Source organism: Coxiella-like endosymbiont, assembly GCF_030643785.1.
Taxonomy (GTDB): domain Bacteria; phylum Pseudomonadota; class Gammaproteobacteria; order Coxiellales; family Coxiellaceae; genus Coxiella.
The window spans coordinates 640,630-665,942 of the sequence record NZ_CP094378.1; the positions used below are offsets into that span (position 1 = coordinate 640,630).

The following is a 25,313-nucleotide window of genomic DNA, read 5'->3' on the forward strand; positions in this document are numbered from 1 at the left end:
AAGGTGCATCTATGCGTGAAGTGGGTACTGATACGACAACCGGTGGTAACCAGGATAAACTAGTTTATGTTCGGCGTACGGCGAAAGTCGTAAAAGGTGGACGCGTGTTTGGTTTTTCCGCATTGGTCGTTGTGGGCGATGGTCAAGGCAAGGTGGGATTTGGCTTGGGGAAAGCACGAGAAGTTCCAGCCTCTATTCAGAAGGCTACGGAAGATGCTGGTCGAAATATGATTTCCGTGCCGTTAGATGGCAATACATTAAGTCATCCAATAAAGGCCACCCATGCATCCTCGACAGTGTTAATATTGCCTGCTTCGGAAGGAACTGGGGTGATTGCTGGGAACGCAATGCGGGCAGTTTTTGAAGTTATGGGTATTCAAAATGTTTTGGCGAAGTGTATTGGTTCTTCTAATCCGATTAATGTAGTTCGAGCCACTTTTAAAGCTCTCAAAAGTGTGGAAACGCCCGAGTCCGTAGCTGCGAAACGTGGAAAAACTCTTGAAGAAATTTTGGAGTAAGTCATGGCACAATCGAAAAAATTCGCGTGACCCTAGTGGGAAGTAAATATGGGCGAAAACCTAAGCATCGCGAATGCATAGAAGGCTTGGGATTGCGACGTATGCATCAGACAGTGGAAATTATTGATACGCCTGCTAATCGAGGCATGATTGACAAGGTCTTTTATATATTAAGGATTGAGGAAGTTTAAAATGCGGCTGAATGTTTTAAAACCGAGTAAAAGAGCGGGAAAAAATAAAATGCGGGTAGGCCGTGGAATTGGCAGTGGCAAAGGCAAAACGTGTGGTCGCGGACATAAAGGACAGCATTCTCGCTCTGGTGGTTATCATAAAGTAGGTTTCGAAGGGGGACAAATGCCTCTGCAACGTCGGGTTCCAAAATTTGGGTTCACTTCGCAAAAGAAATTAATTTCTGCAGAAGTGCGTTTACATGAATTGAATAAAATTTCCGATGATATAGTTGATATCGATACCCTGAAAGCGGCCAACCTTGTTGGTTGTTACGTTAAATACGTTAAAATATTTGCTTCAGGCAAATTAGAAAAACCTGTGACGATTCGTGGTCTGGGAGTAACCAAAGGCGTTAAGGCCGCTTTAGAAGCAGCAGGCGGTAAGGTCGATGGCTAGAACCAAATTTGGGGTACCGTTGTCACAAGGCAGACTCAGGGAATTAAAACGACGCTTATTGTTTGTCTTAATCGGTATCATTGTATACCGATTAGGTGCCTACATTCCTGTTCCCGGACTCGATCCTGCTCGTCTAGCAGTCCTTTTCCATCAACATGAGCTAGGCTTTTTGGGAATGTTCAATATGTTTTCCGGCGGTGCTTTAAGCCGGATGACAATTTTTGCGTTGGGGGTAATGCCCTATATTTCCTCTTCCATCATCATTCAAATGTATAGCCAAATTTCTCCCAAAATGCAGGCTCTTCGTAAAGAAGGGGAATCCGGTCGTCGAAAAATCAATCAATATAGCCGGTATGGCACCGTTATATTGTCCCTATTGCAATCGATTTTTATGACAAAATGGCTTGCTAGCAGTGGTACTGTAATTAACCCAGATTTCAGTTTCTATTTTACAGCTGTTCTTACTCTCGTAACGGGCACTATGTTCCTCATGTGGTTGGGTGAGCAAATGACGGAACGAGGAGTAGGCAATGGAATTTCTTTAATTATTTTTGCAAGTATCGCCTCACGATTTCCTACAGCCATTGGCCAGGTATTTACACAAGTACGTCAAGGCCAAATGTCTATGTTAACTTTGATACTTCTAATGGCAACAGTTATTGCAGTTACTTTGGTGGTTGTCTTTTTCGAACGATCTCAACGCCGAATTACTATTAATTACGCCAAACGCCAGCAAGGAAGAAAATTATATACTGCTCAAAGCAGTCATCTTCCCTTAAAAATTAATATGGCGGGGGTTATCCCAGTAATTTTCGCGCAAAGTATTATTTTATTTCCGGGTGCTGTGGCTAAATTTATGGCATCCCTTCAAGGGCTGGGATGGCTGAATAATGTTTCTTTAGCACTTTCAAATGGCCAGCCGGCTTATATTGTGATTTTTGCTATTGCGGTAATCTTTTTTAGTTTCTTTTATACAGCCTTGGTTTTTAACCCAAAAGAAACTGCTGAAAATTTAAAAAAATCCGGGGCATTTATTCCAGGTATTCGACCGGGCGAACAGACAGCGAATTATATTTACAAAGTAATGACTCGATTAACTTTAGTCGGTTCTATCTACCTTGCTTTATTAGCTCTGCTCCCTCAATTTTTGATTTTAGCGTGGAATGTTCCTTTTTATTTTGGAGGTACTTCCTTGTTAATTGTGGTGGTGGTTATTATGGATTTCATGGCGCAAGTGCAGGCTTATTTAATGAGCCATCAATATGAATCCTTAATGAAAAAGTCGGGTATAAAAGGCTCAAAATTTGGACTTATTCGATAAAGGGAAAGGGGATGAAAGTAAGAGTATCAGTAAAACGAATTTGTCGAAATTGTAAGATAGTTCGGCGGCGGGGTGTCGTGCGAGTAATTTGCAGTGACGCTCGGCACAAGCAACGGCAAAAAGGTGGGAAGTAAGACTTTGCTAGCGATTCCTTCGTCCAGGAGAGTGCTAGACTATGGATTGAAAATCTCTAGGGAAATAGAGACTTACTGAAGCTGCTAGCAGTGCTGCTCATCTCTTGATTTATCAAGGGATGAAGAGTATGCTTAAACGATTTTTTTAATGAATTATTAATAAGTTGGAGTAAATAACAGAATGCTAGCTCGTATTGCAGGCGTTAACATTCCGATGGAAAAACACGCACGAGTAGCCCTTCAAGCCATTTACGGCGTAGGCAATTCTCGTGCGGTAAAAATTTGCAAAGCAGCGAACATTGATCCCACTTCTAAAATAAAAGACTTGTCCGAGGTTGAGCTTGATGCTTTACGGAACGAAGTGAGTAAATGCACGGTGGAAGGAGACTTAAGACGTGAACGTTCGATGGATATCAAACGGAAGATAGATTTAGGCACCTATCAAGGTATCCGTCATCGTCGTGGACTTCCAGTCCGTGGTCAACGAACCCGTACAAATGGTCGCACCCGAAAAGGCAAACGTAAACCTATACGAATTTGACAAAAAGAAAAAGGTTATTTTATGGCAAAAAAACGTTATCGCAAAGTCACTGAAGGCATTGCCCATATCAATGCAACATTTAATAACACAAAAATATGTATTTCTGACCTCCAGGGTAATGTGTTGTGTTTTAGGTCGGCGGGTGGATCTGGATTCAAAGGTTCTCGTAAAGGAACTCCCTATGGTGCGCAATTAGCTGCAGAAGGAGTGGCTGAAAGAGCCATTCAAGATTTCGGTATGGAGGCTATTTCCGTCTGTGTTAAAGGTCCAGGTGCGGGACGTGATTCTGCTGTTCGAGGATTGCGTTCTGCAGGTTTAAAAATTGTTAGTCTCGAAGATCGGACAGCATTGCCGCACAATGGTTGTCGACCACGTAAGAAACGACGAGTTTAGGAGGTAACTAAGTAATGGCGAGGTATTTAGGCCCAAAATGTCGATTGTCACGACGCGAAAAAACTGATTTACAACTGAAAAGTGGTATTCGGGCTATCGATTCGAAATGTAATATTGAACGTATTCCCGGGATGCATTGGCAACGCCGTGGGCGGACGACAGACTATGGAGTCCAATTGCGAATGAAGCAAATGATTAAACGTTATTACGATGTCTTAGAAAAACAATTTCATAATTATTATCGGCAAGCTGATAGGCTAAAGGGATCAACTGGGGACAATTTATTGAGTCTATTGGAAAGGCGATTAGATAATGTTGTCTACCGAATGGGATTTTCGGCTACCCGATCAGAAGCGAGACAACTGGTAAGTCATAAAGCGATTCTCGTTAACGGGGAAGTGGTTAATATTCCTTCTTACCAAGTAAAACCTGGAGACTTGATCGAAGTTCGGAGTCGAGCAAAGAAACAACTCCGAATTAAAGGCGCATTAGAATTAGCGCAGCAGCGTGCGCCAGTTTCCTGGATCGAAGTGGATATCAAAAAAATGGTGGGTACATTCAAAAATCAACCCGATGTAACGGAATTACCTGCTGAATTTAAAGTTAACCTCGTTGTTGAGCTTTATTCGAAATAAGGGGCAACTAGATATGCAAGATCTTCTTAAATCGTTTTTAACACCAAAAAATATTCAGATTCATCCGGTGTCGCCTAATCACTTTCACATCGTGCTAGAACCATTAGAACGTGGGTTTGGACATACCTTAGGAAATGCTCTGAGACGAATTTTATTATCCTCTATGCCTGGAGCTGCTATTGTCGAAGTCCAGATAGAAGGTGTTTTACATGAATACAGCTTTCTCGAGGGCGTACGTGAAGACGTAGTGAGTATTATATTAAATCTAAAAGGAGTTGCTGTTAAATTAGAAGGACGTGATGAAACCACTTTAACTCTGAATAAAAAAGGTCCAGGTGTGGTTAGGGCAGGAGATTTCCGAATCGATCATGGTGTCAAGATCGTCAATCCTGACCATATCATTGCAAATCTTACTAAAGATGGCGGCGAAGTTAATATGACCTTGAAAGCAGCGATGGGTCGAGGTTATGAACCTGCTAGCGTGCGTGCCGAAAAAGAAGAAATCCGCTCAGCGGGTGTATTATTACTAGATGCTTCGTACAGTCCGGTACGACGTGTTTCTTATTCTGTAGAAAATGCGCGGGTGGAAAAGCGCACTGACCTAGATAAATTGATTATCGAGCTTGAAACTAATGGTACGCTCAATCCTGAGGGAGCCATTCGGTTTGCAGCGACTATTTTGCAACACCAATTAGCTGCTTTTGTCGATTTGAAGCATGAAGAATATCGATCCACCGGTGGAAAAGAAGATAAAATCAATCCCTTATTGCTGCGTTCTGTCGATGATTTGGAATTAACCGTGCGAGCAGCTAATTGCTTGAAAGCAGAAAGTATTTATTACATCGGTGATTTAGTACAGCGTTCCGAAAACGATTTGTTAAAGACACCGAATTTAGGTAGAAAGTCCTTGTTAGAAATTAAAAGCGTACTTGTACAAAAAGGATTAAGTCTAGGTATGCATATCGAAGGATGGCCTCCTGAGAGTTTGCTGGGGGAGTAAGATAAGATGCTGGGGGAGTAAGATAAGACATGTATCATCGTAAAAGTGGCAGACATTTAAATCGTCCCAGTGCACATCGTAAAGCGATGCTGCAAAATATGGCTGTGTCATTATTCAAACACGAGCTAATCAAAACTACCTTACCAAAAGCAAAAGAATTGCGGAGGGTAGTAGAGCCTTTAATAACTTTAGCAAAAGAAGACAGTGTGGCTAACCGCCGTCTAGCTTTCAATCGTCTACGTGATGATGAAACCGTAGCTAAGCTTTTCAAAGAAATCGCACCGCGACATAAAGAACGTCAGGGTGGTTATTGCCGCGTATTAAAATGTGGTTTCCGCCCCGGAGATAATGCACCTATGGCAATTGTCGAATTAGTTGATCGAGCAGAAGTAGAAACGGCGTCAGAAAAAGTTTAGCTCATGAACTTCCTCTCCTTGTTTTAAATTATGGGCAAGCTATGCTGGTGTAGTTTAGCTTCTATTAGTAAGTAGTCTTATGGTAAGTGGTCTTATTGCTTCGACAGATTTAGATGTCCTTTATACGATCATCGCTGGGCTTAATGATATTGGTTGCTCTATTTATTAGTCGATTTAACTTTAATTCCGTGGATGATCCCAGGGGGCATTGATTTCCAATTATTGATTTCCAATTATTGATTTCCAATTATGGAAACATTTTCCTTTCATTTCATTACCACGACCACACATGGTATGATTTCTTGTACCGTAACTATTTCCAATTGGGAGTGATCAGTGTCTTTTTTATATAGGTGCCGAAGCCTCCGCACAGGCAGTTTAATTGTGAATTTTTTAAATTTACCGCACAAATCGCTGCTCTGACACTCAAACAGCACGTTATCTTTCAGTCTATTGGGGGAGGGAGAGCGATGATCAGTCAGGTAGTCGGGAGGGTACTTATGTGTTAACTAAAATCAGTTCGCTCAAAACATTAGAGGTGCCTGTACGATTGCTAATTTTATTGCTCAGCTAGTGTTATTTTGAAAAAAGATCTAATAGCAATAAAGATCTAATAGCAATGTGGTCTTTGTTGTTATTAGTAATTTTTAATTCCATCATGTTTCCAACGTTTTATTGACGTTTTTATTGATAACTTCCTATCTCATAATCGGCTGGATATGCGCTTTATATGATGCTCTCATCTCCCTCCTTTTTCTTCATTAAAAATTCTTCTCTCTAGAAGCTAAGAACGCGAACGCGAAGGTATTTTTATATTGTTTCTTGATGGGTACGACGATTTATTTTTCGTTTTAGAGGAAAGTGAAAACAAAGTTAACCTTGGCAAGGTTTCTTTAAGAGAGGGCTGTTTTGAAGCTTTTTCTAGTGAATCCGATGCTCTGGTACCATTTTTGCCAATATTTATATAAATCTTCAATTATTTCAAAGCGCCAATCTCATTAATAGGCATCGTTTCTCGCTCTTTTCGAGAAATCAGGAACCTTCGTAAGGTGGGTCCTATTTGCGCAAGAGATATGCGCAGGAGATATCTGAATTGTTTATTTTTAGCTTTTATTTTCTCATCTTGCTCCAAAGAAGTTTGAATCTTGGTTAAATCATCTAGAAAATAAATGCTGCAAAAATTTCTCCCAGCGTTTTGATAGGTGTTGTGTCATTGCTAGCTGTCATTGCTAGCATGGCAGGATTATCTCCCTTAAAGGAGGCGTGCCGCATGAGGATCTTCTCGTATACTTGTCGCCTAAATATTTTTTACTTTTTTTGTGTACATAATCTTTTTATTAGTAAACATAACAGCTCCAAAAATGGCAGCATAAGTTGATTTCTTCTTTAAAGAGCTACTACTAAAAAAGGAAAACAATTTTCCTTCTCTTCTTGCGTTTTATTCTTAGTTTGAGATGCCACATACTCTGTGTTAACTCTTCTTCAGTGAAATAAGGAATAAAACAAATAAAAAGTGAAGAGAATCGAAAATGGGTAAAAACATCAAGTTAGTTGAGCATTTTTAAAATCTTTTGCCCAATAAGTATTGCTTATTATCTCTGCTGGAGAAAATTCTTGATTTAACTGGTCTAACTGAGAATTATCAGGGGTATTTGGGATACCGGTTCATAGCTCTCAATCTTCGAATGGAAATTTATTGAATTAAAAATAGGGTGCCAATGGAGCAACAATACAGGCAAAGAATCTCTCTTAATCACAATTGATTAAATTTTATTTTAATTTACTTAAGGAAATACTAAGAAAGTGGACTAAGGCCAGAGCCTTACTGGAAGCTTCTTAGTCTAGCCTTAAATATAGCTTTTTGTTAGAATGCTCCCCTCTAAATTGCCTAAAAAACATGCCACTCTCTTATGCAAGGGGAAGCTTCATGATTGTCGTACCAAAAGTTCGTGGTTTTATTTGTACAACGGCTCATCCAACGGGATGCGAAGAACATGTAACAGAATGGATTGATTACGTTAAAAAACAAACACATCTTTCTGATGGCCCTAAAAAAGTTTTAATTATTGGTGCTTCTACCGGTTTTGGTCTGGCAAGCCGCATTGTGACTGCTTTTGCTGCAGGCGCTAAAACGATCGGTGTTTTTTTCGAAAAATTAGCTAGTGAAAAACGAACTGCCTCTCCAGGATGGTATAATACAGTAACATTTGAAAAAGCTGCCCACGAGACAGGATTATATGCTAAAAGCATTAAAGGTGATGCGTTTTCAGACGAAATAAAACAAAAAACTATTGAGTTAATTCAACAGGATTGGCAAAGTGAGGTTGATTTAATTATTTATAGTATTGCCTCTCCGCGCCGCATTCACCCTAAAACTGGCGAAATTTTTAATTCTGTATTAAAACCTATCGGCCAGTCCTATCGAAATAAAACAGTGGATGTTATAACGGGTAAGGTAAGTGAGGTGATCATTGAGCCCGCGACTGAAAAAGAAATCCAAGATACCGAAGCAGTTATGGGCGGCGACGATTGGACTTTGTGGATAAGTACTTTATTGAAGAATAATTGTTTAGCAAAAGGGATTAAAACGGTTGCCTTTACTTATATTGGCCCTGAAATAACCCATGCGATTTATCGTAATGGCACTATTGGAAGGGCAAAACTCCATTTAGAAGAAACAGCGAAAAAATTGGATTCTCTTTTAAAATCAAAACTAGAAGGAAAAGCCATTATCTCTGTGAATAAAGCGCTGGTAACGCAAGCCAGCGCTGCTATACCGGTGGTTCCTCTTTACATCTCGTTACTTTATAAAGTTATGAAAGAAAAAATCTGCACGAAGGCTGTATCCAACAGATGTGGCGGTTATTTAGTGAGCGCTTATATCACAGTAACGATATTCCCAGGGATGAAGAAGGTCGTATTCGCATGGACGATTGGGAAATGCGTGACGACGTTCAAACTGAAGTGAAAAAATTATGGCAATCTATTAAGAGCGAAAATGTCGAACAAATTTCTGATATTGCGGGATACCGTGAAGATTTTTACAAATTATTTGGTTTTGGTTTAAGCGGTATTGATTATGATAAGGATGTGGATATTGGCGTTGCTATTCCTTCTAAAGGAAATGATTAGTATCGGTCCAAAATTCTTAATAGGGATTCTAATTTAGAAATACGAACATTCGCCGGAATCCGTATCCCTTATTTGCTAAGTTTGAGCCAATCGGTGGGTACTAATGATCATTTCACGATCTTTAAAGGTAGTTAACTCGCCGGCGATTAATTTGCCTATCCTCATTTTGTTTAATGACCGCTAGTGTTTTTTGTATTGCTGTAATGGCAGCGCAATGTATAATAACCAATTGATAACCTAACCGTTCCAGAGTTGGTCAATAGGAAGAGTAAGGGAGTTTTTCCGTTATAAAATATATTAATTAATTTGGATTGGGTGGGTTTCGACTATTTTTTTAATTTTTTCAATCGATTGAGAAGCTTCGATAAAGAGTATCATATCCGCTTCCACTTTTGCATAAGCTTTGGCGTGCTCTAAGGCTTGCTCAAAACTTTCGACCGCAATGAGCATCGGTGCCGTGCAATAATGACGAAATTAGAATCTTTTCATGGCTTCCATAGTCCTAAGTTTCCGTGCCATTTCTTCACAAGGAGGAGGGTGCTTTATCTTCTAAATGACCACAGCGTTTGGGGTATTGGATCTTCCAAATGCAAAGCAATAACCCTAATACGATCATAGGTGGTTACGGTTCGAAAAAGATCAATTCATTACCATAACCCCCGTATTAGCGTCCACGATAACAGGTAAAGAGACTGCTTCCACGATTTTGTCTAAACGTTCGATTATCTCGGTGAAGCTGAGCAAACCGAGATCACAGGAAGGCCAGCACACTACCACTTGCATAGACCATCTTAAATACGGCCTGTTTTACCAGGGGAGCTGATAATCCATTGAACAGACCTGGAGAAGATGCACTAATTTTTCCGGAATGGAGTCGTTGGCGGAATTGAGTTATCTTTCTTATTTAGAAAGGAATATCATCTTCAAGATTAGGGTAAGAACCATCCTCATTATTGGATGCGGCGGGTTGATTTCCTACCGCATTAGTTTGTTTGTAAGAAGAACTCCCTTCCTGATTTCCATAGCTACTGCCACTTCGGCTATCCAGCATGTGCATTTCATTTGCAATAATTTCTGTAGTATAGCGATCGGTACCATTCTTATCTTGCCATTTACGCGTCCGTAAACTCCCTTCAATATACACTTTTGAACCTTTGCGTAAATATTCCCCTACAATTTCAGCTAAACGATTAAAGAATGCAATTCGATGCCATTCTGTACGCTCTTGCAATTCACCGGTTTGTTTATCACGCCAGGTTGTGCTTGTGGCTAATGTTACATTTGCAACAGCGTTTCCGTTGGGCGTATAACGCACTTCGGGGTCTTGGCCTAAATTTCCAATTAAAATAACTTTATTTACACCTCTAGCCATTACAAAAATCTCCTAAGTTCTTAAATCTCGAATAAGGCGAGCGTCCGCTGACTTTAACGGTTCCTGGTTGCGTTTAGGTTACTCTCTCTGATTCGTTTTCGCAATTCGTCTTCGGTAATTATTTTTTTATCAATTTTAAGATAAATTAAATTTTCATGAGTCAAAATCGCTGCTTCAGAAATGCCAGGAATGGTATGGAGATTTTCTTTCAAAGAGGCGAGATTTTGTTTTAAATAATCGTCTAGTTTTATAATAACCGTAGAAAGATAAGGCGGATTTTGCATGGTAATGGCCAGTATCAACCATAAAAGCGCAATAATTGCGCAAAAAATAAACACACCCATCCACTGGAAGTGACCAAAAATCCATCCTCCCACGCTGGTGCCCAAGAAAATACCAAAAAATTGAGCAGAAGAATAAACTCCGAGTGCTGTACCTTTTTGACGAATCGGGGCAATCTTTGAGATTAATGAGGGGAGGATGGCTTCTAATAAAGTAAAAGCAATGAAAAAAAGAAATAAGATGATTCCAATTTCAATGACCGAGCGGTAAAAAGCCATTAATAAAAACTGACAAACTATTAGAAGAACGATAGCACTAATAAAAGACCACTTAAGTTGGCGCTTTTTTCGAAAAGAATAATGAGGGGCATGGCTATTATAAAGGCAAATAAAAGTATAATTAGATAAAGAGACACTTGCTCATGTTCGGTAAGATTAATTACCCGGCTTAGAATAATAGGAATGCCAATAAAAATTGCCGTTAAAATACAATGAAGAGAAAAGATACCGAAATCCAAGCGTAAAAGGGCGCTACTGCAGATTACTTTTTTAAAATACCCTGACTCGGATTCTACTTCAGGGTGGGGTAGTAGTTGAAGGGGAGTTGGCACTACAGTATGGAGAAGAATAATTCCTACCGTTGCAAAAATTGCGGTCGTCCAGAAAATGCCTTCAAGCTGAAACCATGCGTTAATGAGCAGGCCAATAATAAGAGCGATAGCAAACGAAAATCCAATTGCTATTCCCACTAGCGCCATAGCTTTACTGCGTTCTTCATCTCGAGTTAAATCAGCAATCATGGCAAGAATGGTACTCCCAATTGCCCCGGCACCCTGAAAAGCTCGGCCGATGATAATGCCGTAAATGGAATGCGACAAGGCAGCAAGAATACTTCCAACGCCGAGTAATATCAGGCCTGCGGTGATAACAGGCTTGCGACCAATATGATCGGAGAGCATCCCAAAAGGGATTTGAAAACAAGCTTGTAGGAGTCCATAGATACCAAGTGCTACCCCGATGAGGGCTGGTGTAGCAAAAGGTATTTGATTGGCATAGAGAGAAAATACCGGGAGGAGCATAAATAATCCCAGCATCCGAAAGGCCATAATAGCGGTGAGGGAAGCTACTGCAATTCGTTCTTTTGCATACATAATAATCAACGATCAGTGCTAAAAAAGCTTATTGTACCTTCAAAAGAGGAACTTGGTAAGCCAACTTATAATCTCTAACTAAATTCATCATTAGTCCTCTCAAAAGATTAGTCCTCTCAAAAGAGGGGTGAGTAGTCGAACGATCTGAGTTTCCTGTCTAGGAGTGGATTATGTATGCATCAGAACAAAGCGTAAATCTCTATTTTGGGGTTGTTGGAGCTGGAATTTTCTCCTCCTGTTATTGGAACAGGGAAGGTCCATCATATTGAGTATCAAATTAAAATAGAAATAGGTGTGAATTTAGGAAAGGCCAATTTTGGGAGCATAAGAGAACTTCTTGTAGTGAGTCATAGATTTATCATATCGATCCAAAATTAGTGATGATTAAGGACGCTCAAACACTGCCATTAAAAGTAAAAACATCACGTAGCTATCAAGAGAAGGATTAAAACTTGATGTACGTTTTTATTAAAGAAAAATGATTGATACAGCTATAATGCTCTATAGGTATCTGAGTTAGATGTTTTTTTCTTCAATCGTAAGGGATTAGTATGATCTACCTGCATTTTTTAAAAAGTTTTAAAAAGTATTTAATTTTAGCAAGTGCTCTATTATTTACCTTTTTTGCGTTCACTAATTTTACAGATTATAGCGCTAATTAGGGAGGGAGTTGACAAAGCATGTTCTCAGCCCTTAGAAGCCTCGAAATAATCTGGTGAGTTATTACGAATCCGCTAGTGCAAATTATTCTGTATCTTTCAATCATTATGACAGAATCATTACGACAGAGATGATTACAGCTATTTTATTGTGGACAGCAGCAATTTTATTATTTCGGCATCTTAAAACTGATGTATTTTATCGCATTATAATTTTACTCAGGTAGGTCTCTCTGATTGGTATTATGCTTTATTTTTTTGGATTTATCGCTTATTGGTTCCGAATGGTTTCTAATGTGGCAATCGAATCAACACAATAATGCGTAGTTTAGCGGTGGTTTATATGCAGGTTTATTGCTATTAATTGCTATTTATTTCAATCAAGACAAAAAATTTTTAATCGTTAAGTTTTTTGTCTGAACCCACAATCGAATCAGCGCAGTAATAGTTTTTCGATTTTGGTCTTTCGATTGATGGCAAATGCCCGCAATCTTCGACAATGATCAAAATAGCTCTAAGAGATTTTATTTTTTAGAATTTCCTGTTGTTCAATGAAACATAGGTGGTCTTGACATCCATATGCTTGACATCCATATGAATAATTAATGTGGAACATTGAATGTTCGGTAAAATCCAATGAGTATTGGGACTGTGGATTTTAGCTAGTGTTTGATTGATTAATCCTTCTGTGGGAAACTGTGAGTGATTAAGCCAATTTGATTTTTTGCCATTAGAGATTTTTCCTTTTTACGCTCAGAGTAAACAAGGTTAGGTCTTATTTGGTCCAATAGTGCTTCGCGTCGGTTATTTTTTATCTGGACTAAGGTTTGTTGCATAAAGTCGATATCTTTCTGGTCCTTTTCACCGTCCCAAGTAGCAATTAAAATAAGTTTACTGACTCTTTCCGGATAGCGAGCAGCAATAGACTTGGGCGACCCAGGTCCCCTAGGAATACCCCACTAAAATAAATTTAGGTGGTGCTCGCTTTAAACAGCTTCAGCCATTTTTTCGATCAGTGTCTTAGTCTGTGATAACAATAACTTCTGGGTCTACCATATTTAGGTGCTGACACTGATGCTCCCAGACCATAGCATTGTCGCTCCAGCCAGGAAGAATAATGAGTTTCTGTTTGTTTGCTATGCTTTATCCTTGGATTAGTGGTAGTGACAGGCAAGCATCCTCTATTATATTAAAATTGATCAATTTTCTCGGCGAGGGTTTTATGATCAACGTTCGATTTCTTCTAGTTTTGGTTTTAATTAGGTACGGTTTCTTCTGGTTTTTTGTAGTCCCTAGGTTGATCCCCCTATTGTCCTCCAGTTTCTAAGATTCAAAGTACCCCTTTTCAAGGGGCAAACATATTGAATAGTTTGCCTAATCTTTTCCCTTTAATGAGCATCAAAGGGTGGCGTGGGGAGCTACTCTTTGTAATCCTCAAATGAAAAAGTGTGATATACCTCATCTGAGACAAGTTTATAAAGCCATGGTACGTAAATATAACACCTTCTGTATTTCTTCCCCCCCTTATCGCTCACAAGCCTTATGTGTGTTTATACAATCTTCCCCATTCCAAAGGCGCAAGGTTCAACGCATATCGCAATGATAGATTGCGTTAATGGTCAGTGTTCATAACGGACTCTAACGAACCTCTATTTCTTCTATAGAAAATAGTTCAGTTTCCTGAATGAGCTTCACTTATCAAGGGACACTACTGTACAATATCGGTCCTATGAACCATATCCAGTTGCGTGGTGTTCGGACGCATAATCTCAAAAATATTGATCTTGACCTGCCCCGAAATCAATTAATTATCATTACGGGTCTGTCGGGGTCGGGAAAGTCTTCCCTGGTGTTTGATACCCTCTATGCAGAGGGGCAACGACGCTATGTGGAATCACTGTCAGCTTATGCCCGTCAATTTTTATCAATGATGGAGAAACCGGAGGTAGATGTCATTGAAGGACTCTCCCCGGCAATTGCCATCGAACAAAAATTGGCGTCGCATAATCCCCGTTCTACTGTGGGTACGATTACGGAAATTTATGATTATCTACGATTGTTGTACGCTCGGGTTGGTCAGCCTTGTTGCCCAGAGCATCATCATCCCTTGCAAGTACAAACCATAAGCCAGATGGTGGATGCGGTTTTAGCAATTCCAGAAGGGACACCTATCATGATATTGGCTCCTGTTGTTCGAGAGCGTAAGGGGGAGCATGTCCAGCTTATTGACCAATTAAAAACCCAAGGGTTTATTCGTGTGCGAATTGATGGTGAATTAGTGGAATTAGATGAAGCACCCAAATTAAGTTTGCGTAAAAAGCATACCATTGAAGCAGTAATCGATCGCGTTAAAGTTCGCCCGGATGTTCAGCAGCGCTTAGTAGAATCCTTCGAAACCGCGATACGTTTATCGGACGGGTTAGCTGTAGTAGCTCCCTTTAATAATCGACAAATTGAAGAGCGTATTTTTTCCTCTCGTTATGCCTGTCCTGATTGTGGTTACAGTTTAGAAGAATTAGAACCAAGATTGTTTTCTTTTAATAATCCTGTGGGCGCGTGTCCGACGTGTGGTGGATTAGGTGTTAAGCAACATTTTGATCCCGAAAAGGTAATTCACAACGAAAAAGCTAATCTTGTCGATGGTGCCATTCGTGGATGGGATCGTCGCAATTTATATTATCATCAATTGTTGACTTCCTTAGCCGATCACTATGGCTTCGATATGGAAACTTCTTATTATCGATTGCCAAAATCGATCAAAAATAAATTACTGTATGGAAGTGGGAATGAAATCATTACTTTTTACCTTCCTTCGCATGATGGTAAAAAAATTAAACGGAAATATCCTTTTGAAGGTGTAATACCTATCATGGAACGGCGCTATCGCGAAACAGAATCTCAGGCTGTACGAGAAGAATTAGCAAAGTATTTGACGGTGAATGAATGTGAAGCCTGTGAAGGAACTCGTTTGCGAACAGAAGCACAACATGTTTTTGTAGAAAATAAAAATCTTCCTGAAATTACAGCGATGTCCGTTGGTGATGCCCTCAAATTTTTTCAATCACTAAAGTTAGAAGGGCGCCGTGGAACGATTGCAGAAAAAATATTAAAAGAAGTTAATGTCCGACTTGGATTTTTAGTAAACGTTGGCCTGAATTATTTAAATTTAGCTCGGAGCGCAGAAACTCTATCAGGCGGGGAAGCGCAACGTATCCGATTGGCAAGTCAAATTGGTTCTGGGTTAGTAGGCGTAATGTACATTTTAGATGAACCATCGATTGGATTACACCAACGAGATAATCAACGATTACTAGATACATTAAAACATCTGCGTGACTTGGGAAATTCGGTTATTGTTGTGGAGCATGATGAAGAAGCCATTCGTACAGCGGATTATGTTGTTGACATTGGGCCAGGCGCTGGGATTCACGGGGGAGAGATTGTTGCACAAGGTACCCCTGCTGAAATTATGGAATATCCCCGCTCATTAACAGGACGTTATTTATCAGGAAAAAGCACAATTCCGGTTCCGAAAAAACGCAGATCAAACATAGGACAATCTATTTCGCTAAAAGGTGCCACCTGCAATAATTTAAAAAATGTGGATGTAAATATTCCCATTGGTCTTATGACTTGTATAACAGGGGTGTCAGGCTCAGGAAAATCGAGCCTTATTAGCGATACGCTTTATTCTATTGTTATTTCACGATTAAATGGCACCACACAACGACGTGTGGGCCCCTATAAATCCATCAAGGGGTTAGAATATTTAGATAAGGTTGTAGAGATCGATCAAAGCCCTATTGGTCGAACGCCACGATCAAATCCAGCAACTTATACGGGTGTTTTTACACCGATTCGCGAATTATTTTCAGGCACACAAGAAGCACGCACACGAGGCTATTCGCCAGGCCGATTCAGTTTCAATGTAAAAGGTGGTCGTTGCGAATCCTGTGAAGGTGATGGTGTTATTAAAGTAGAAATGCATTTTTTAGCCGACATGTATGTTGTTTGTGATGTTTGCAAAGGAAAACGATACAACCGCGAAACGCTGGAGATACATTATAAAAGGAAAAATATTTATGATGTGCTACGAATGACGGTTGAAGAGGCACGTGAATTTTTTGATGCAATCCCAGTGCTCGCACGCAAATTGCAAACGTTGATGGATGTCGGTGTTTCTTATATCACATTGGGGCAAAGTGCAACGACTTTATCAGGGGGAGGCGCAACGAACTAAATTGTCACGTGAATTATCAAAACGGACAACCGGTCGCACGTTATATTTATTAGACGAACCCACAACCGGACTTCATTTCCACGATATTTTACATTTATTGCGAGTGCTTTACCGACTGCGCGATGATGGTAACACTATTGTCATCATCGAGCATAATCTCGATGTCATTAAAGTAGCCGATTGGATAATCGACATGGGTCCGGAAGGCGGTGATGGGGGAGGGCAAGTCGTCGTTGCTGGTACCCCTGAAACTGTTGCAAAATGCAAATTTTCTCATACAGGAAAGTTTTTAAAGACGGTTTTAGAATCGGCCGCTCCTCTCACTTCCACTTCCCAGCAAGAAAAAATAAATACGGAAAAGTAGTGGTGGAAATTAAATGCAATCGCTAAGAAGAACACTAATTTTCAATAGGCTAAACCAGGGAATGCAACCAAATTCTTTCTCATTGTTGGTAATAATCATGACTTCTAAAGATAATGCGTAAGCGGCACAACCCAAAGATCATTGTTGCCAATTGGCGTACCCTTTCTTTCTAACGGCGCTTGGGGTTTGGGGGTCGGGCGGGGGCCCCTCCTTGTACCAGTTTACGAATGATTATAGGCGATCCGAATGATTATAGGCGAATTTTCCATCCGTAAATCCAGCTGTAAAGTTTTTTAGAAGCTGCATGGGACGGTAAATTAGTGTACAATACCACTCTATGTCAATCATTAAAAATGATCGTTTTATCCGGGTGTTGCTATGACAGCCTGTGGACCGAACTCCAGTGTAGTTGATGCACCAAGCAGGACTGTATTTGCCAGAATATCGACGATTGCGTGAGAAAAGCGCGTAATTTTATGGCTTTCTGTAAGATCCCCGGAAGTTGACTTGTGAAGCAGCCTTGCAACCGCTAGAACGCTTTTGAGACGATTAACCTTGTCGTTAAAGCCTTGGCTTGACAAGTTTCTTTGATTGATTGGATTTGCTGTGGAAGTCCTTGGACATTGGCTTGCTATATGATTGAAGTTCAGAGTAGTAAAGCATTTTTAAGTGCAAGAGCTATGGTTTATCAAAATCCTAAGTTCCTACATAGGTTATTGCGAAAATTAACTTCGTTGACGATAAATTATTTAAATGCCCAGATTCGAGCGGGCGTCGGCGCTTTAAATTATTTATTGCAAATTGCTGTCGAAGTGATACGGGAAAAGGAAGAACGAAGGATCCCTCTGATCTTTTTCACCAAAAATGGCAGAAAATGGTTAGAAAAAATTGTAACAAGCGGGGGATGGGGATGCGATGCGATTGGATTGGACAATTGATATCGTACAATCGCATGTGCGCATAGGAGATCGAGTAGCTTTGCAAGGTAATTTAGATTCCGCAATTTTTATTGTCTAATCCAAAGATGGTTGTCATCCCTGTGACCGAGATTTTAAAGGCTTATGGAAAGGGTTCTGGTCATGTATTTAATTTAGGACATGATGGAGTTTGATCCGGCTACACCTGTAGAAAATGTATCCGACATGATTGAGGCTGTTTAAAATTTTAATATTAAAAATGAAAAAGCAACCAGTGGTTATTATCGGTAGTGGATTAGCAGGTTACCTCTTTGCGAAAGAGTTTCGTAAATTGGACACGACAACACCCTTGGAAATTATTACCGCCAACGACGGTGCTTTTTACTCCAAACCGTTATTATCAACAGCCTTAACTAATAAAAAATTGGTTGCTCAATTAGCAGTGTACTCTGCAAATGAAATGAGCTCGCAATTGCAAGCCCGAATTCACACTCATATGCTGGTGGAAACTATTGATCCTTCCTCGCAAATGATTCAAATTCGCCGAGAAAAGATCGCTTACCAAAAACTCATTATGGCTTGTGGTTCCAAGACGGTAACGCCGACCTTACAGGGTGATGGCCTTTCCGCTGTAACTGCCATAAATGATCTGGCTGCCTATGAAAGATTTCGTGCATGGATAGAAGACAAAAAATCTCTTGTCATTCTGGGAGCAGGTTTAGTAGGTTGCGAATTCGCTAACGATTTAATTAACGTGGGTTATCGCGTTGAGGTAATATCGCCAGATCCTTATCCTTTAGCCAAACTGGTGCCTGAAGGCGTGGGAGTCGCTTTGCAGAAGTCTCTTGCGGACAAGGGTGTAAATTGGCATTTAAATAAAGCAGCTACAGTCGTTAGTTCTGATGAAAATGGTTATCAAATTGCATTGGGGGATGAGAATACCATCCATGCCGATGGAGTTCTTTCGGCAATCGGGATCAGGCCCCAATGCAGTCTAGCGGAAACGCTTAACCTTAAGTGCAATTGGGGGATAGTAGTAGATCGTTATCTAAAAACGAGTATCGAGAATATTTATGCCCTCGGTGATTGTGCCGAAGTGGCTGGTGAGGTGCGTCAATATGTGGCGCCACTCTTACAGTGCGCCCGAGCTCTTGCTCGTCATCTGCTCGGCGATAAGCACCCTGTGCAATACCCGCCTATGCCCATCATAATCAAAACACCTGCTTGTGCTATTACCGCTTATCCACCTCCCGCAACGATAGAAGGCGAATGGCAATATTGGGTGGAGGGGAACCATCAGAAAGCTTTATTCTACAACCGAGAGGGTAAATTGCTGGGATTTGCCTTGTCAGGGGATTGCGTTAAGGAGAGAATGTTGCTTACGCAACAATTGCCGGCCGTCTTTTGAAATTGAGCAATTATCTGTGTCTGAATTTCCCTTGTGCGGAAATGATATACTACTGAATCAGGAGCTCGGGTTGGAGAGAATTTAAATGACGCTTTATACGATTGCAATCACACTAATCCTAGTGATGGACCCACTGGGAAATATTCCTGTATTTTTAGCTATCTTGCGAAATTACGACACGCGAACTCAAACACGAATTATTCTGCGAGAATCCCTAATTGCCTTCCTCATTTTGGCATTATTTGTTTTCTTTGGGCATTATATCTTGCATGGATTACATATTACTACTCCCGCCTTAAGTATAGCTGGAGGAGTTATTCTCTTTATTATTGCTCTTCGAATGATTTTTCCACCGGAACAAAAAGCAGTTAAAGAAGACTTTGAAGAACCCTTAATCGTTCCTTTAGCTGTGCCCTTGACAGCTGGACCATCAGCAATGGCAATGGTGTTATTGTTTGTTACTCGAGATCCCCATCATCTTTGGTTAGTGTTTTTAGGCGTACTTATTGCCTCTGCAATTTTTACAGTAATTATGTTATTTGCACCTTTTTTAATGAAAATTTTGGGAAAACGTGGCCTAACGGCAATTGAACGATTAATGGGAATGATATTAACTACTATTGCGGTACAAATGTTTCTGTCCGGCGTTGCACAATATTTACATTATCCCTTGATGTAACTCCCAGTGTTTCTAAAGTAAAATGGTAAAGTGTTGTTAAAGGAATTTGGGTTTTATCAAACGGCAGGGTAGCGGAGGACCAAATGGAACCAATACCTTGATGATGACCTGATTTTACTGCAATATTGTGAAAGTAATTAGTGAATGACCCAATCGATTTTTTTAAATCCCTAACTTCAGTTTCTTCTTGAATACCTTTAGTAAAAGCGGTTTCTATAAATAATGAGCAAGGTGTATTTTGGGTAATGCGAAATAGTGGGTGGTTATTAACGGATAATTGGGACAATCGAATTTTTGCTTGATCGAGTTCCGATTGCATCTTTGCTTCGATTTGCCAATCCCGACTCATCAAGGGGACCACACGATAATTATTTAGCCCTAATTTTTTCAATAATGCTTTATGATCGTAAAGACGGTAATAATTCATACCACCTTCATTTTCTTTTTCTGTAAAAGGAACTTGAGAAAGTCCTGTAACAATTAGCACCAGAGTTTCGGGATCTTTAGCTAATTTTAAAGCGAATGCAATGATGTTGTCATACAATTCTAATCCATAAGTAAGAGGGTCATGATAGGGGTGGTAATCCGGCGATTTTATTTTTTCGTTGAACAGCTCAGGTTGAAAGTTGCGCCAGTAATGATGTTGATAATGGGCACAAGCGTTAAGGAATAAGGTGTAAAAACCATAATTTGAAACACTTAGAAGCCATTTGAATATTTGTGTTAAAAACAAATCAAAAATTCCTGGCAGTTTCCATCGCATAAAAGGGTCTAATTTTTGAGAAATTAATTGGTAAGCAATGCGTTGGTAAAGAGAAAAAGGAAATTTAAAGGCACGGCAAATTTTTAAACCCTTCCATAAATCTAAGAAGGTTATTGATGCGGTGGCATGAGATTGCACTTTTTTACTAATTAAATCCCATAAGGGTTGGATGTTTTGGGGGTGGGTAGCTCCCTTCCTGGACCAGGGATCAGGAAAAAGAAGCCTCCTTTCGTTTTGCCACGCAATGCGTTCATGCTACCGACAATACCAGATTCAATTCCCTGAGCACTTAAGGTTTCCCAAATTTGAGGATGTTTTAAATGAACGGCATCACTTAAATGGAATATTTGATGTTCGGAAAATGTTTTTCCTGTATGTGCCGTGATCCATTGAATCCAAGGTTCCAGAAGCTCATAAGTGTATTCGCTGGTGGTTTCTAAGTAATTCCATTGTTCATTAATTTGCTTAAAGTGAGGGAGTTTTCCTTTAGTAATGAGGGTATCTACGGCTATTTTTGAAACCTCGTTAAGTTCAAATTGAATAATTCGCTTGAAATTGAATTTCATTCTATTACCCTTAAATATTAAATACTAAACATTTATTTGTGCCACCAGATTTTTTAAATTCTGAAACGTATTGAATAATTATTTCATAGCCCCATTGATTTAATTTTGATTTTAAGTCAGAGCTGGACTGCATTCATAAAAATAACTGATTTTTTATTAGGAATTTTATCTGTTTTGATAACAACTGCCTTGTAATCTGCATGGTAAGCATCATCTTACTTTTATTTTCAGCCACGTTCTTTTCGATGATTTGTAAAGAATCCGAATTGAAAGCCTCGGGGTAGTACATAACAGTGTCATCGAGTAAAGGGTAAAAACAAGTATCTAAATGATAGAATTTTTCATCAATTAATTTTAGCGGAATAACTGTCATGGGAAAGATAAGTTTCCAAATATTCGTAAGCCTTATAAATCCGAACGGATATTATAGCCCATCCAAAAATAAGGACAATCAGCTTGAAACAATCCGTCGCCCTCCCCTTTAAAATAAATAGATTTAGGTAGTACACAAATGGTGTAATCTTTGCTTTGAAACCACTGTTTAAAATGGCTTTCTTCTCCTTGACGTTCTTTATGACGAAAATGGCTTAGAATAAACAGGTTATTGTGAGTAAGACCTGCATTAGCAGTAAAAAAATCAGGCAGATATAGACTGTTGGTTTATCAGCTCAATTTTGGCGTACCGGTTTAAATGATCGTAAAAAGCTTACCATTACTGACTGGATAGATTCTTATCTACTCCGTGAACGTGATCCACCATCCAGTGGTTGATCACGTACTCAACTCCAAAATGCTGGGACTTACACATCAGTAAATTAGGAAATCGCTCATTATAAACCCTCGAGTTATGATAAAATTGTATTGGATAACTTAGGTAAAATCAAAATATGCAACACTAGCTTAATCGACGAGATTTTTTAAAAGCAAAGCGTGTTGGCACTTATACTGATGATGAGCACACAACTCTTACAAAGATTTAGAAAGATTTTTAAAATCATTCACGTAGATATGGATTGCTTTTATGTGTTCATCGAGATTCAGGACAATCCCGCTTTACGTCATAAGCCTATTGTAGTAGGGCAGTCCCTGCCGCATTCACGAAGAGAGCGGTTTGCAAGGCAAATTACATTGCCAGGCAATACGGTATTCGATCAGCAATGCCTTCTTATAAAGCAAAGAAACTTTGCCCTCAGTTAATTTTTTGTCTGTGAACATAGAAAAATACTGTCAGGTGGGGGTGCAAATTCGATCTTTATTCAAAGAATATACAGACTTAGTAGAGCCTTTATTTTTAGACGAAGCTTATTTAGATGTCTCTAATTGTCTGGTTCATGGAGGGAGCCCGACTTTAATGGCTCGTGATGTTCGGAAACGGATTTGGCAGCAGCATTTTATCACCGCATCTGCTGAGGTTGTTTCCAATAAATTTTTGGCCAAAGTGTTCAGTGGCTGGTAGCAAAAGCCGAATAGTTTAAAAGTAATTTCTCTAGCAGAAGTCGAAGATTCGTTTAAACTACTTCCTGTTGAAAAGATATGGGGGAGTAGGAAGGTCACAGCACAAAAGATGAGGTCCCTAAATCTTCATACCTGCTTAGACTTACAAGTACTTCCACTCGAAACTTTGGTAGAGTCCATTTTGGCAGCTTTGGAGCTACTCTCTATAACTTAGTCGTTGGGTGGGTTGATAAGCGCAAGGTAGAACCTAATCGTCTTAAGGAAGACGATTAGTGTAGAACATATTTGTTTATTTTTTAATATATTTTTCAGCTTGAAATGCTATTGTTTTCTCACTTTGAAATGCTATTGTTTTCTCACTAAGAATCTCCCAGCACTGTAAGATATGCAATGGTTTAAAGCTTCTTTTAGCGAAACCGGCTAAGTACTCCTCGTTACTACTGTTTTAGATCGGTCCCCGTGTAATAGGTTCCGTTATTGCATTCTAGAATGTAAATTCAGTAAGTCATGTACTTAACAATACAAATGGTTAAGTTCGCTCACTCAGGAGCAGTTTAGATCAGTTCCTGGTGAAATAGCTTTATTACAATTAGCTTTATTGCAATTATGCGGCAACAGGTTTTGATTGCTCCCTATCCATTTATAAAATTAGGGAAAAAATTGTCTATCTATGTAGGATTTACTATACATTCTTGTCAAATAAAATAGTGATTCTTATCCACGCGGGGGATAAGAAATCACAAAAAAACACATAAAGACGGCAGCTCGCCAGTGTCTTGCTGAATTTACGGAAGTGGAGGAATAAATAATGAAAGTGAAGAGTTTCAGAACATACTTATAAAAATCCTTAGATAAAAGTGAGATAGCAGAGATTGAAAGAATAGCCAGACTGGAGGCAGAGAATTCTTGGAATTCCTATTATAAGAAGCTGTCTCCAAGGCTATCACCAAATACATGGCCTATAAAGAATATGGCCTATAAAGAAATCGGGTTTAATGAATTAGTGCGCCGTTTAAATATCAGTCCAACACAATCTCTAAAATTTAAAGAGGTGAGACTAACTTAACACTCCCCTCTGCGGCATATATTTGTTCATTGTTAAAAATGAAACCTCGATTGGTCATTAACGACAAGAGAAAAGCTCCATAATTAATATTGATTCTATTAGCGCAAAATTTTACCTGCCTATTAGTAGGGAAAACTTATTAGTAGGGGAAACTTAGGGAAATTTGATATCACCCGCCGCAGGAAAGTATAATTCATTGATTAAAGGCGCCTCCTACAGGATTTCCGAACCAGTTGTTACCGCCGTGAGAGGGCGTGGTGGTCTCCTCTAGGCCTCTAGACGAATGGAGCGGGGTGACATAAAATAGACCGCCTATTACAGGCTCTAATACAAAAAGTGCAATCGATGGCAGGAAGTTAATGTTTAAACCAGCTCGTTGGGGTGGCCTTGGGCGTTTATTTCGAGGCGGAAAAAAGATCGACCCCATATCATTAAGCGTAAAAACCATTTGATCTCACGTAATGATATTAGTCCTAATGCTCTGAAAGTGCTTTATCGATTAAGTAGAGCCGGCTATGAAGCTTTTCTTGTTGGGGGAGGGGTACGAGATATGTTATTGCATCTTTATCCCAAAGATTTCGACATTGCTACTAATGCCCGTCCGCTTGAAATCCGAAAACTCTTCAGAAATAGCCGACTTATTGGGCGTCGGTTTCGTCTAGTGCACGTTTTTTCCCCAGCGAAATTATTGAGGTATCCACTTTTCGTGCTAACGCAGAAGAATATTTGAAGGAAGAATCCTTGGATGAAAGAGATGAGAGCAAAGCAGTCAAACCACTTATGTTGGTTGATGACAATACTTATGGAACAATCGAAGAAGATGCATGGCGACGAGATTTCACCGTAAATGCGCTCTATTACAACATTACCAATTTTTCGGTAGTGGACTTCACTGGCGGGATGGAAGATTTACAAAAGGGCTTAATTCGCATGATAGGTGATCCTATTCAGCGATACCACGAGGATCCTGTACGATTATTGCGAGCTGTGCGATTAGCAGCAAAGCTCAATTTCAAAATTCATCCAGATACAGAAGAGCCACTCCTCCGATTACATAACCTCTTGTGTCATGTGCCCAGCGCTCGTTTATTCACGGAACTATTAAAAATTTTTTTCAAAGGCTATGCATACCGTTCTTATCAATTATTAATGCGTACTAATTATATACAGGCGTTATTTCCAAAAATGGTTACTTTTCTAAAAAAAGATCGAAATTCGCATTACCGAAGTTTGATTGAACTTGCCTTAAAAGCTACTGATGAACGCTATTATAAAAATCAAACATTAAATCCAGGGTTTTTACTGGCTATTTTCTTGTGGCCTGTGGTCCAAGAATTAATGAAGCAGCATTTTAAAAAGTACAAGCGATTATTCCCTTCGCTTTATCACGCGATAAATCAAGCTCTTTATTTGCAAATACAAACCTTAGGCATTCCGCGTCGTTTAATAGTGGTGATGCGTTCTGTTTGGCTGTTGCAATATCATTTAGAACGACGACGCGGTAATCGTATTTATCGGACTGCTAACCAGCGTTTTTTTCGGGCGGCATTTGATTTTTTAGAATTACGCGAACGCGCCGGTGAGCCTTTGACTGAAATTGTTTGTTGGTGGCGTATTTTTCGCGATGGTAATACTAAGCAGCGTGAGCAATTGATTGATGAATTAAAGGGGTGAG

General features: G+C 39.7%; 18 protein-coding genes and 6 pseudogenes. 18 read left to right on the plus strand and 6 right to left on the minus strand.

All coding sequences use genetic code 11. The features are described 5' to 3' along the window. Positions 1-11 precede the first annotated feature (11 nt). From rpsE to fabV, 11 genes and pseudogenes are all read left to right on the plus strand, one after another. Positions 12-518, plus strand: coding sequence for a 30S ribosomal protein S5 (gene rpsE, locus MRH55_RS03300; RefSeq protein WP_304986001.1), 507 nt, complete (start codon positions 12-14; stop codon positions 516-518). A gap of 11 nt (positions 519-529) precedes the next feature. Next, positions 530-709: a 50S ribosomal protein L30 gene (gene rpmD / locus MRH55_RS03305; RefSeq protein WP_304986109.1), complete on the plus strand. Its 180-nt coding sequence runs from the start codon at positions 530-532 to the stop codon at positions 707-709. Between the two features lies 1 nt (position 710). After that, the gene (gene rplO / locus MRH55_RS03310; protein WP_304986002.1) at positions 711-1,145 is read left to right on the plus strand and encodes a 50S ribosomal protein L15; all 435 of its coding nucleotides are present in this window, start codon (positions 711-713) and stop codon (positions 1,143-1,145) included. After that, positions 1,138-2,466 carry a preprotein translocase subunit SecY gene (gene secY / locus MRH55_RS03315; protein WP_304986003.1) on the plus strand — a complete coding sequence of 443 codons (1,329 nt, stop codon included), beginning with the start codon at positions 1,138-1,140 and terminating at the stop codon, positions 2,464-2,466. The genes rplO and secY overlap by 8 nt, the downstream gene beginning before the upstream one ends. 11 nt (positions 2,467-2,477) lie before the next feature. Then, the gene (gene rpmJ / locus MRH55_RS03320) at positions 2,478-2,600 is read left to right on the plus strand and encodes a 50S ribosomal protein L36 (RefSeq protein WP_304986004.1); all 123 of its coding nucleotides are present in this window, start codon (positions 2,478-2,480) and stop codon (positions 2,598-2,600) included. A gap of 181 nt (positions 2,601-2,781) precedes the next feature. Then, the gene (rpsM, locus tag MRH55_RS03325) at positions 2,782-3,141 is read left to right on the plus strand and encodes a 30S ribosomal protein S13 (protein WP_304986005.1); all 360 of its coding nucleotides are present in this window, start codon (positions 2,782-2,784) and stop codon (positions 3,139-3,141) included. 21 nt (positions 3,142-3,162) lie between these two features. Then, positions 3,163-3,534: a 30S ribosomal protein S11 gene (gene rpsK, locus MRH55_RS03330; protein ID WP_304986006.1), complete on the plus strand. Its 372-nt coding sequence runs from the start codon at positions 3,163-3,165 to the stop codon at positions 3,532-3,534. Positions 3,535-3,548: 14 nt separating this feature from the next. Next, complete coding sequence (gene rpsD / locus MRH55_RS03335) at positions 3,549-4,169, plus strand: 30S ribosomal protein S4 (RefSeq protein ID WP_304986007.1); 621 nt, start codon at positions 3,549-3,551, stop codon at positions 4,167-4,169. 13 nt (positions 4,170-4,182) lie between these two features. Next, positions 4,183-5,169, plus strand: a complete 987-nt coding sequence (locus tag MRH55_RS03340) for a DNA-directed RNA polymerase subunit alpha (protein ID WP_304986008.1) — start codon at positions 4,183-4,185, stop codon at positions 5,167-5,169. A 29-nt stretch (positions 5,170-5,198) separates the two neighbouring features. Beyond that, positions 5,199-5,585, plus strand: a complete 387-nt coding sequence (gene rplQ / locus MRH55_RS03345) for a 50S ribosomal protein L17 (RefSeq protein WP_304986009.1) — start codon at positions 5,199-5,201, stop codon at positions 5,583-5,585. 1,927 nt (positions 5,586-7,512) lie between these two features. Continuing rightward, a pseudogene (gene fabV / locus MRH55_RS03350) lies at positions 7,513-8,717 on the plus strand (enoyl-ACP reductase FabV). 297 nt (positions 8,718-9,014) lie between these two features. Here fabV and MRH55_RS03355 read toward each other — a convergent pair. The 4 genes from MRH55_RS03355 to MRH55_RS03370 all read right to left on the minus strand — a co-directional run bounded on the left by MRH55_RS03355 (position 9,015) and on the right by MRH55_RS03370 (position 11,521). After that, complete coding sequence (locus MRH55_RS03355) at positions 9,015-9,167, minus strand: hypothetical protein (RefSeq protein ID WP_304986010.1); 153 nt, start codon at positions 9,165-9,167, stop codon at positions 9,015-9,017. Between the two features lie 454 nt (positions 9,168-9,621). Further along, positions 9,622-10,089, minus strand: coding sequence for a single-stranded DNA-binding protein (gene ssb / locus MRH55_RS03360; protein WP_304986011.1), 468 nt, complete (start codon positions 10,087-10,089; stop codon positions 9,622-9,624). 53 nt (positions 10,090-10,142) lie between these two features. After that, a complete protein-coding gene (locus MRH55_RS03365) occupies positions 10,143-10,649 on the minus strand; it encodes an MFS transporter (protein WP_304986012.1) in 507 nt (168 codons plus the stop codon). Between the two features lie 20 nt (positions 10,650-10,669). Continuing rightward, positions 10,670-11,521, minus strand: a complete 852-nt coding sequence (locus MRH55_RS03370) for an MFS transporter (RefSeq protein WP_304986013.1) — start codon at positions 11,519-11,521, stop codon at positions 10,670-10,672. 2,388 nt (positions 11,522-13,909) lie between these two features. Between MRH55_RS03370 and uvrA the strand changes: the two are divergent. The 4 genes and pseudogenes from uvrA (at position 13,910) to MRH55_RS03395 (ending at position 19,788) form a co-directional block, all read left to right on the plus strand. Continuing rightward, positions 13,910-16,784, plus strand: a pseudogene (gene uvrA, locus MRH55_RS03380) (excinuclease ABC subunit UvrA). A gap of 388 nt (positions 16,785-17,172) precedes the next feature. After that, a pseudogene (locus tag MRH55_RS07670) lies at positions 17,173-17,944 on the plus strand (uroporphyrinogen decarboxylase family protein). Between the two features lie 16 nt (positions 17,945-17,960). Next, positions 17,961-19,109 (plus strand): NAD(P)/FAD-dependent oxidoreductase, encoded by a 1,149-nt coding sequence (locus tag MRH55_RS03390; protein WP_304986015.1) that lies wholly within the window; start codon positions 17,961-17,963, stop codon positions 19,107-19,109. A gap of 85 nt (positions 19,110-19,194) precedes the next feature. Next, the gene (locus MRH55_RS03395; protein WP_304986016.1) at positions 19,195-19,788 is read left to right on the plus strand and encodes a MarC family protein; all 594 of its coding nucleotides are present in this window, start codon (positions 19,195-19,197) and stop codon (positions 19,786-19,788) included. Here the strand turns inward: MRH55_RS03395 and MRH55_RS03400 are convergent. Both MRH55_RS03400 and MRH55_RS03405 read right to left on the minus strand, forming a co-directional pair. Further along, positions 19,727-20,689: a hypothetical protein gene (locus tag MRH55_RS03400; RefSeq protein ID WP_304986017.1), complete on the minus strand. Its 963-nt coding sequence runs from the start codon at positions 20,687-20,689 to the stop codon at positions 19,727-19,729. The two genes, MRH55_RS03395 and MRH55_RS03400, sit on opposite strands and share 62 nt — an antisense overlap. Positions 20,690-20,700: 11 nt before the next feature. Continuing rightward, positions 20,701-21,117: a hypothetical protein gene (locus MRH55_RS03405; RefSeq protein WP_304986018.1), complete on the minus strand. Its 417-nt coding sequence runs from the start codon at positions 21,115-21,117 to the stop codon at positions 20,701-20,703. 1,157 nt (positions 21,118-22,274) lie between these two features. Here MRH55_RS03405 and MRH55_RS03410 point away from each other — a divergent pair. From MRH55_RS03410 to pcnB, 3 pseudogenes are all read left to right on the plus strand, one after another. Continuing rightward, positions 22,275-22,573: pseudogene (locus tag MRH55_RS03410) on the plus strand (Y-family DNA polymerase). Between the two features lie 861 nt (positions 22,574-23,434). After that, a pseudogene (locus MRH55_RS08020) lies at positions 23,435-23,721 on the plus strand (helix-turn-helix domain-containing protein). A 276-nt stretch (positions 23,722-23,997) separates the two neighbouring features. Next, positions 23,998-25,312, plus strand: a pseudogene (gene pcnB / locus MRH55_RS03415) (polynucleotide adenylyltransferase PcnB). Position 25,313 lies beyond the last annotated feature (1 nt).

What these genes read in the sequence shown, in the direction of transcription:
- rplO (WP_304986002.1), top strand. Translation starts at nt 711, where the DNA reads ATGCGGCTGAATGTTTTAAAACCGAGTAAAAGAGCGGGAAAAAATAAA.
- MRH55_RS03355 (WP_304986010.1), bottom strand. Translation starts at nt 9,167, where the DNA reads ATGCTCATTGCGGTCGAAAGTTTTGAGCAAGCCTTAGAGCACGCCAAA.
- rplQ (WP_304986009.1), top strand. Translation starts at nt 5,199, where the DNA reads ATGTATCATCGTAAAAGTGGCAGACATTTAAATCGTCCCAGTGCACAT.
- rpmJ (WP_304986004.1), top strand. Translation starts at nt 2,478, where the DNA reads ATGAAAGTAAGAGTATCAGTAAAACGAATTTGTCGAAATTGTAAGATA.
- ssb (WP_304986011.1), bottom strand. Translation starts at nt 10,089, where the DNA reads ATGGCTAGAGGTGTAAATAAAGTTATTTTAATTGGAAATTTAGGCCAA.
- secY (WP_304986003.1), top strand. Translation starts at nt 1,138, where the DNA reads ATGGCTAGAACCAAATTTGGGGTACCGTTGTCACAAGGCAGACTCAGG.
- MRH55_RS03390 (WP_304986015.1), top strand. Translation starts at nt 17,961, where the DNA reads ATGAAAAAGCAACCAGTGGTTATTATCGGTAGTGGATTAGCAGGTTAC.
- MRH55_RS03365 (WP_304986012.1), bottom strand. Translation starts at nt 10,649, where the DNA reads ATGGCTTTTTACCGCTCGGTCATTGAAATTGGAATCATCTTATTTCTT.
- rpsK (WP_304986006.1), top strand. Translation starts at nt 3,163, where the DNA reads ATGGCAAAAAAACGTTATCGCAAAGTCACTGAAGGCATTGCCCATATC.
- rpsM (WP_304986005.1), top strand. Translation starts at nt 2,782, where the DNA reads ATGCTAGCTCGTATTGCAGGCGTTAACATTCCGATGGAAAAACACGCA.
- MRH55_RS03370 (WP_304986013.1), bottom strand. Translation starts at nt 11,521, where the DNA reads ATGTATGCAAAAGAACGAATTGCAGTAGCTTCCCTCACCGCTATTATG.
- MRH55_RS03395 (WP_304986016.1), top strand. Translation starts at nt 19,195, where the DNA reads ATGACGCTTTATACGATTGCAATCACACTAATCCTAGTGATGGACCCA.
- MRH55_RS03340 (WP_304986008.1), top strand. Translation starts at nt 4,183, where the DNA reads ATGCAAGATCTTCTTAAATCGTTTTTAACACCAAAAAATATTCAGATT.
- rpsD (WP_304986007.1), top strand. Translation starts at nt 3,549, where the DNA reads ATGGCGAGGTATTTAGGCCCAAAATGTCGATTGTCACGACGCGAAAAA.
- rpsE (WP_304986001.1), top strand. Translation starts at nt 12, where the DNA reads ATGCGTGAAGTGGGTACTGATACGACAACCGGTGGTAACCAGGATAAA.
- MRH55_RS03405 (WP_304986018.1), bottom strand. Translation starts at nt 21,117, where the DNA reads ATGAAATTCAATTTCAAGCGAATTATTCAATTTGAACTTAACGAGGTT.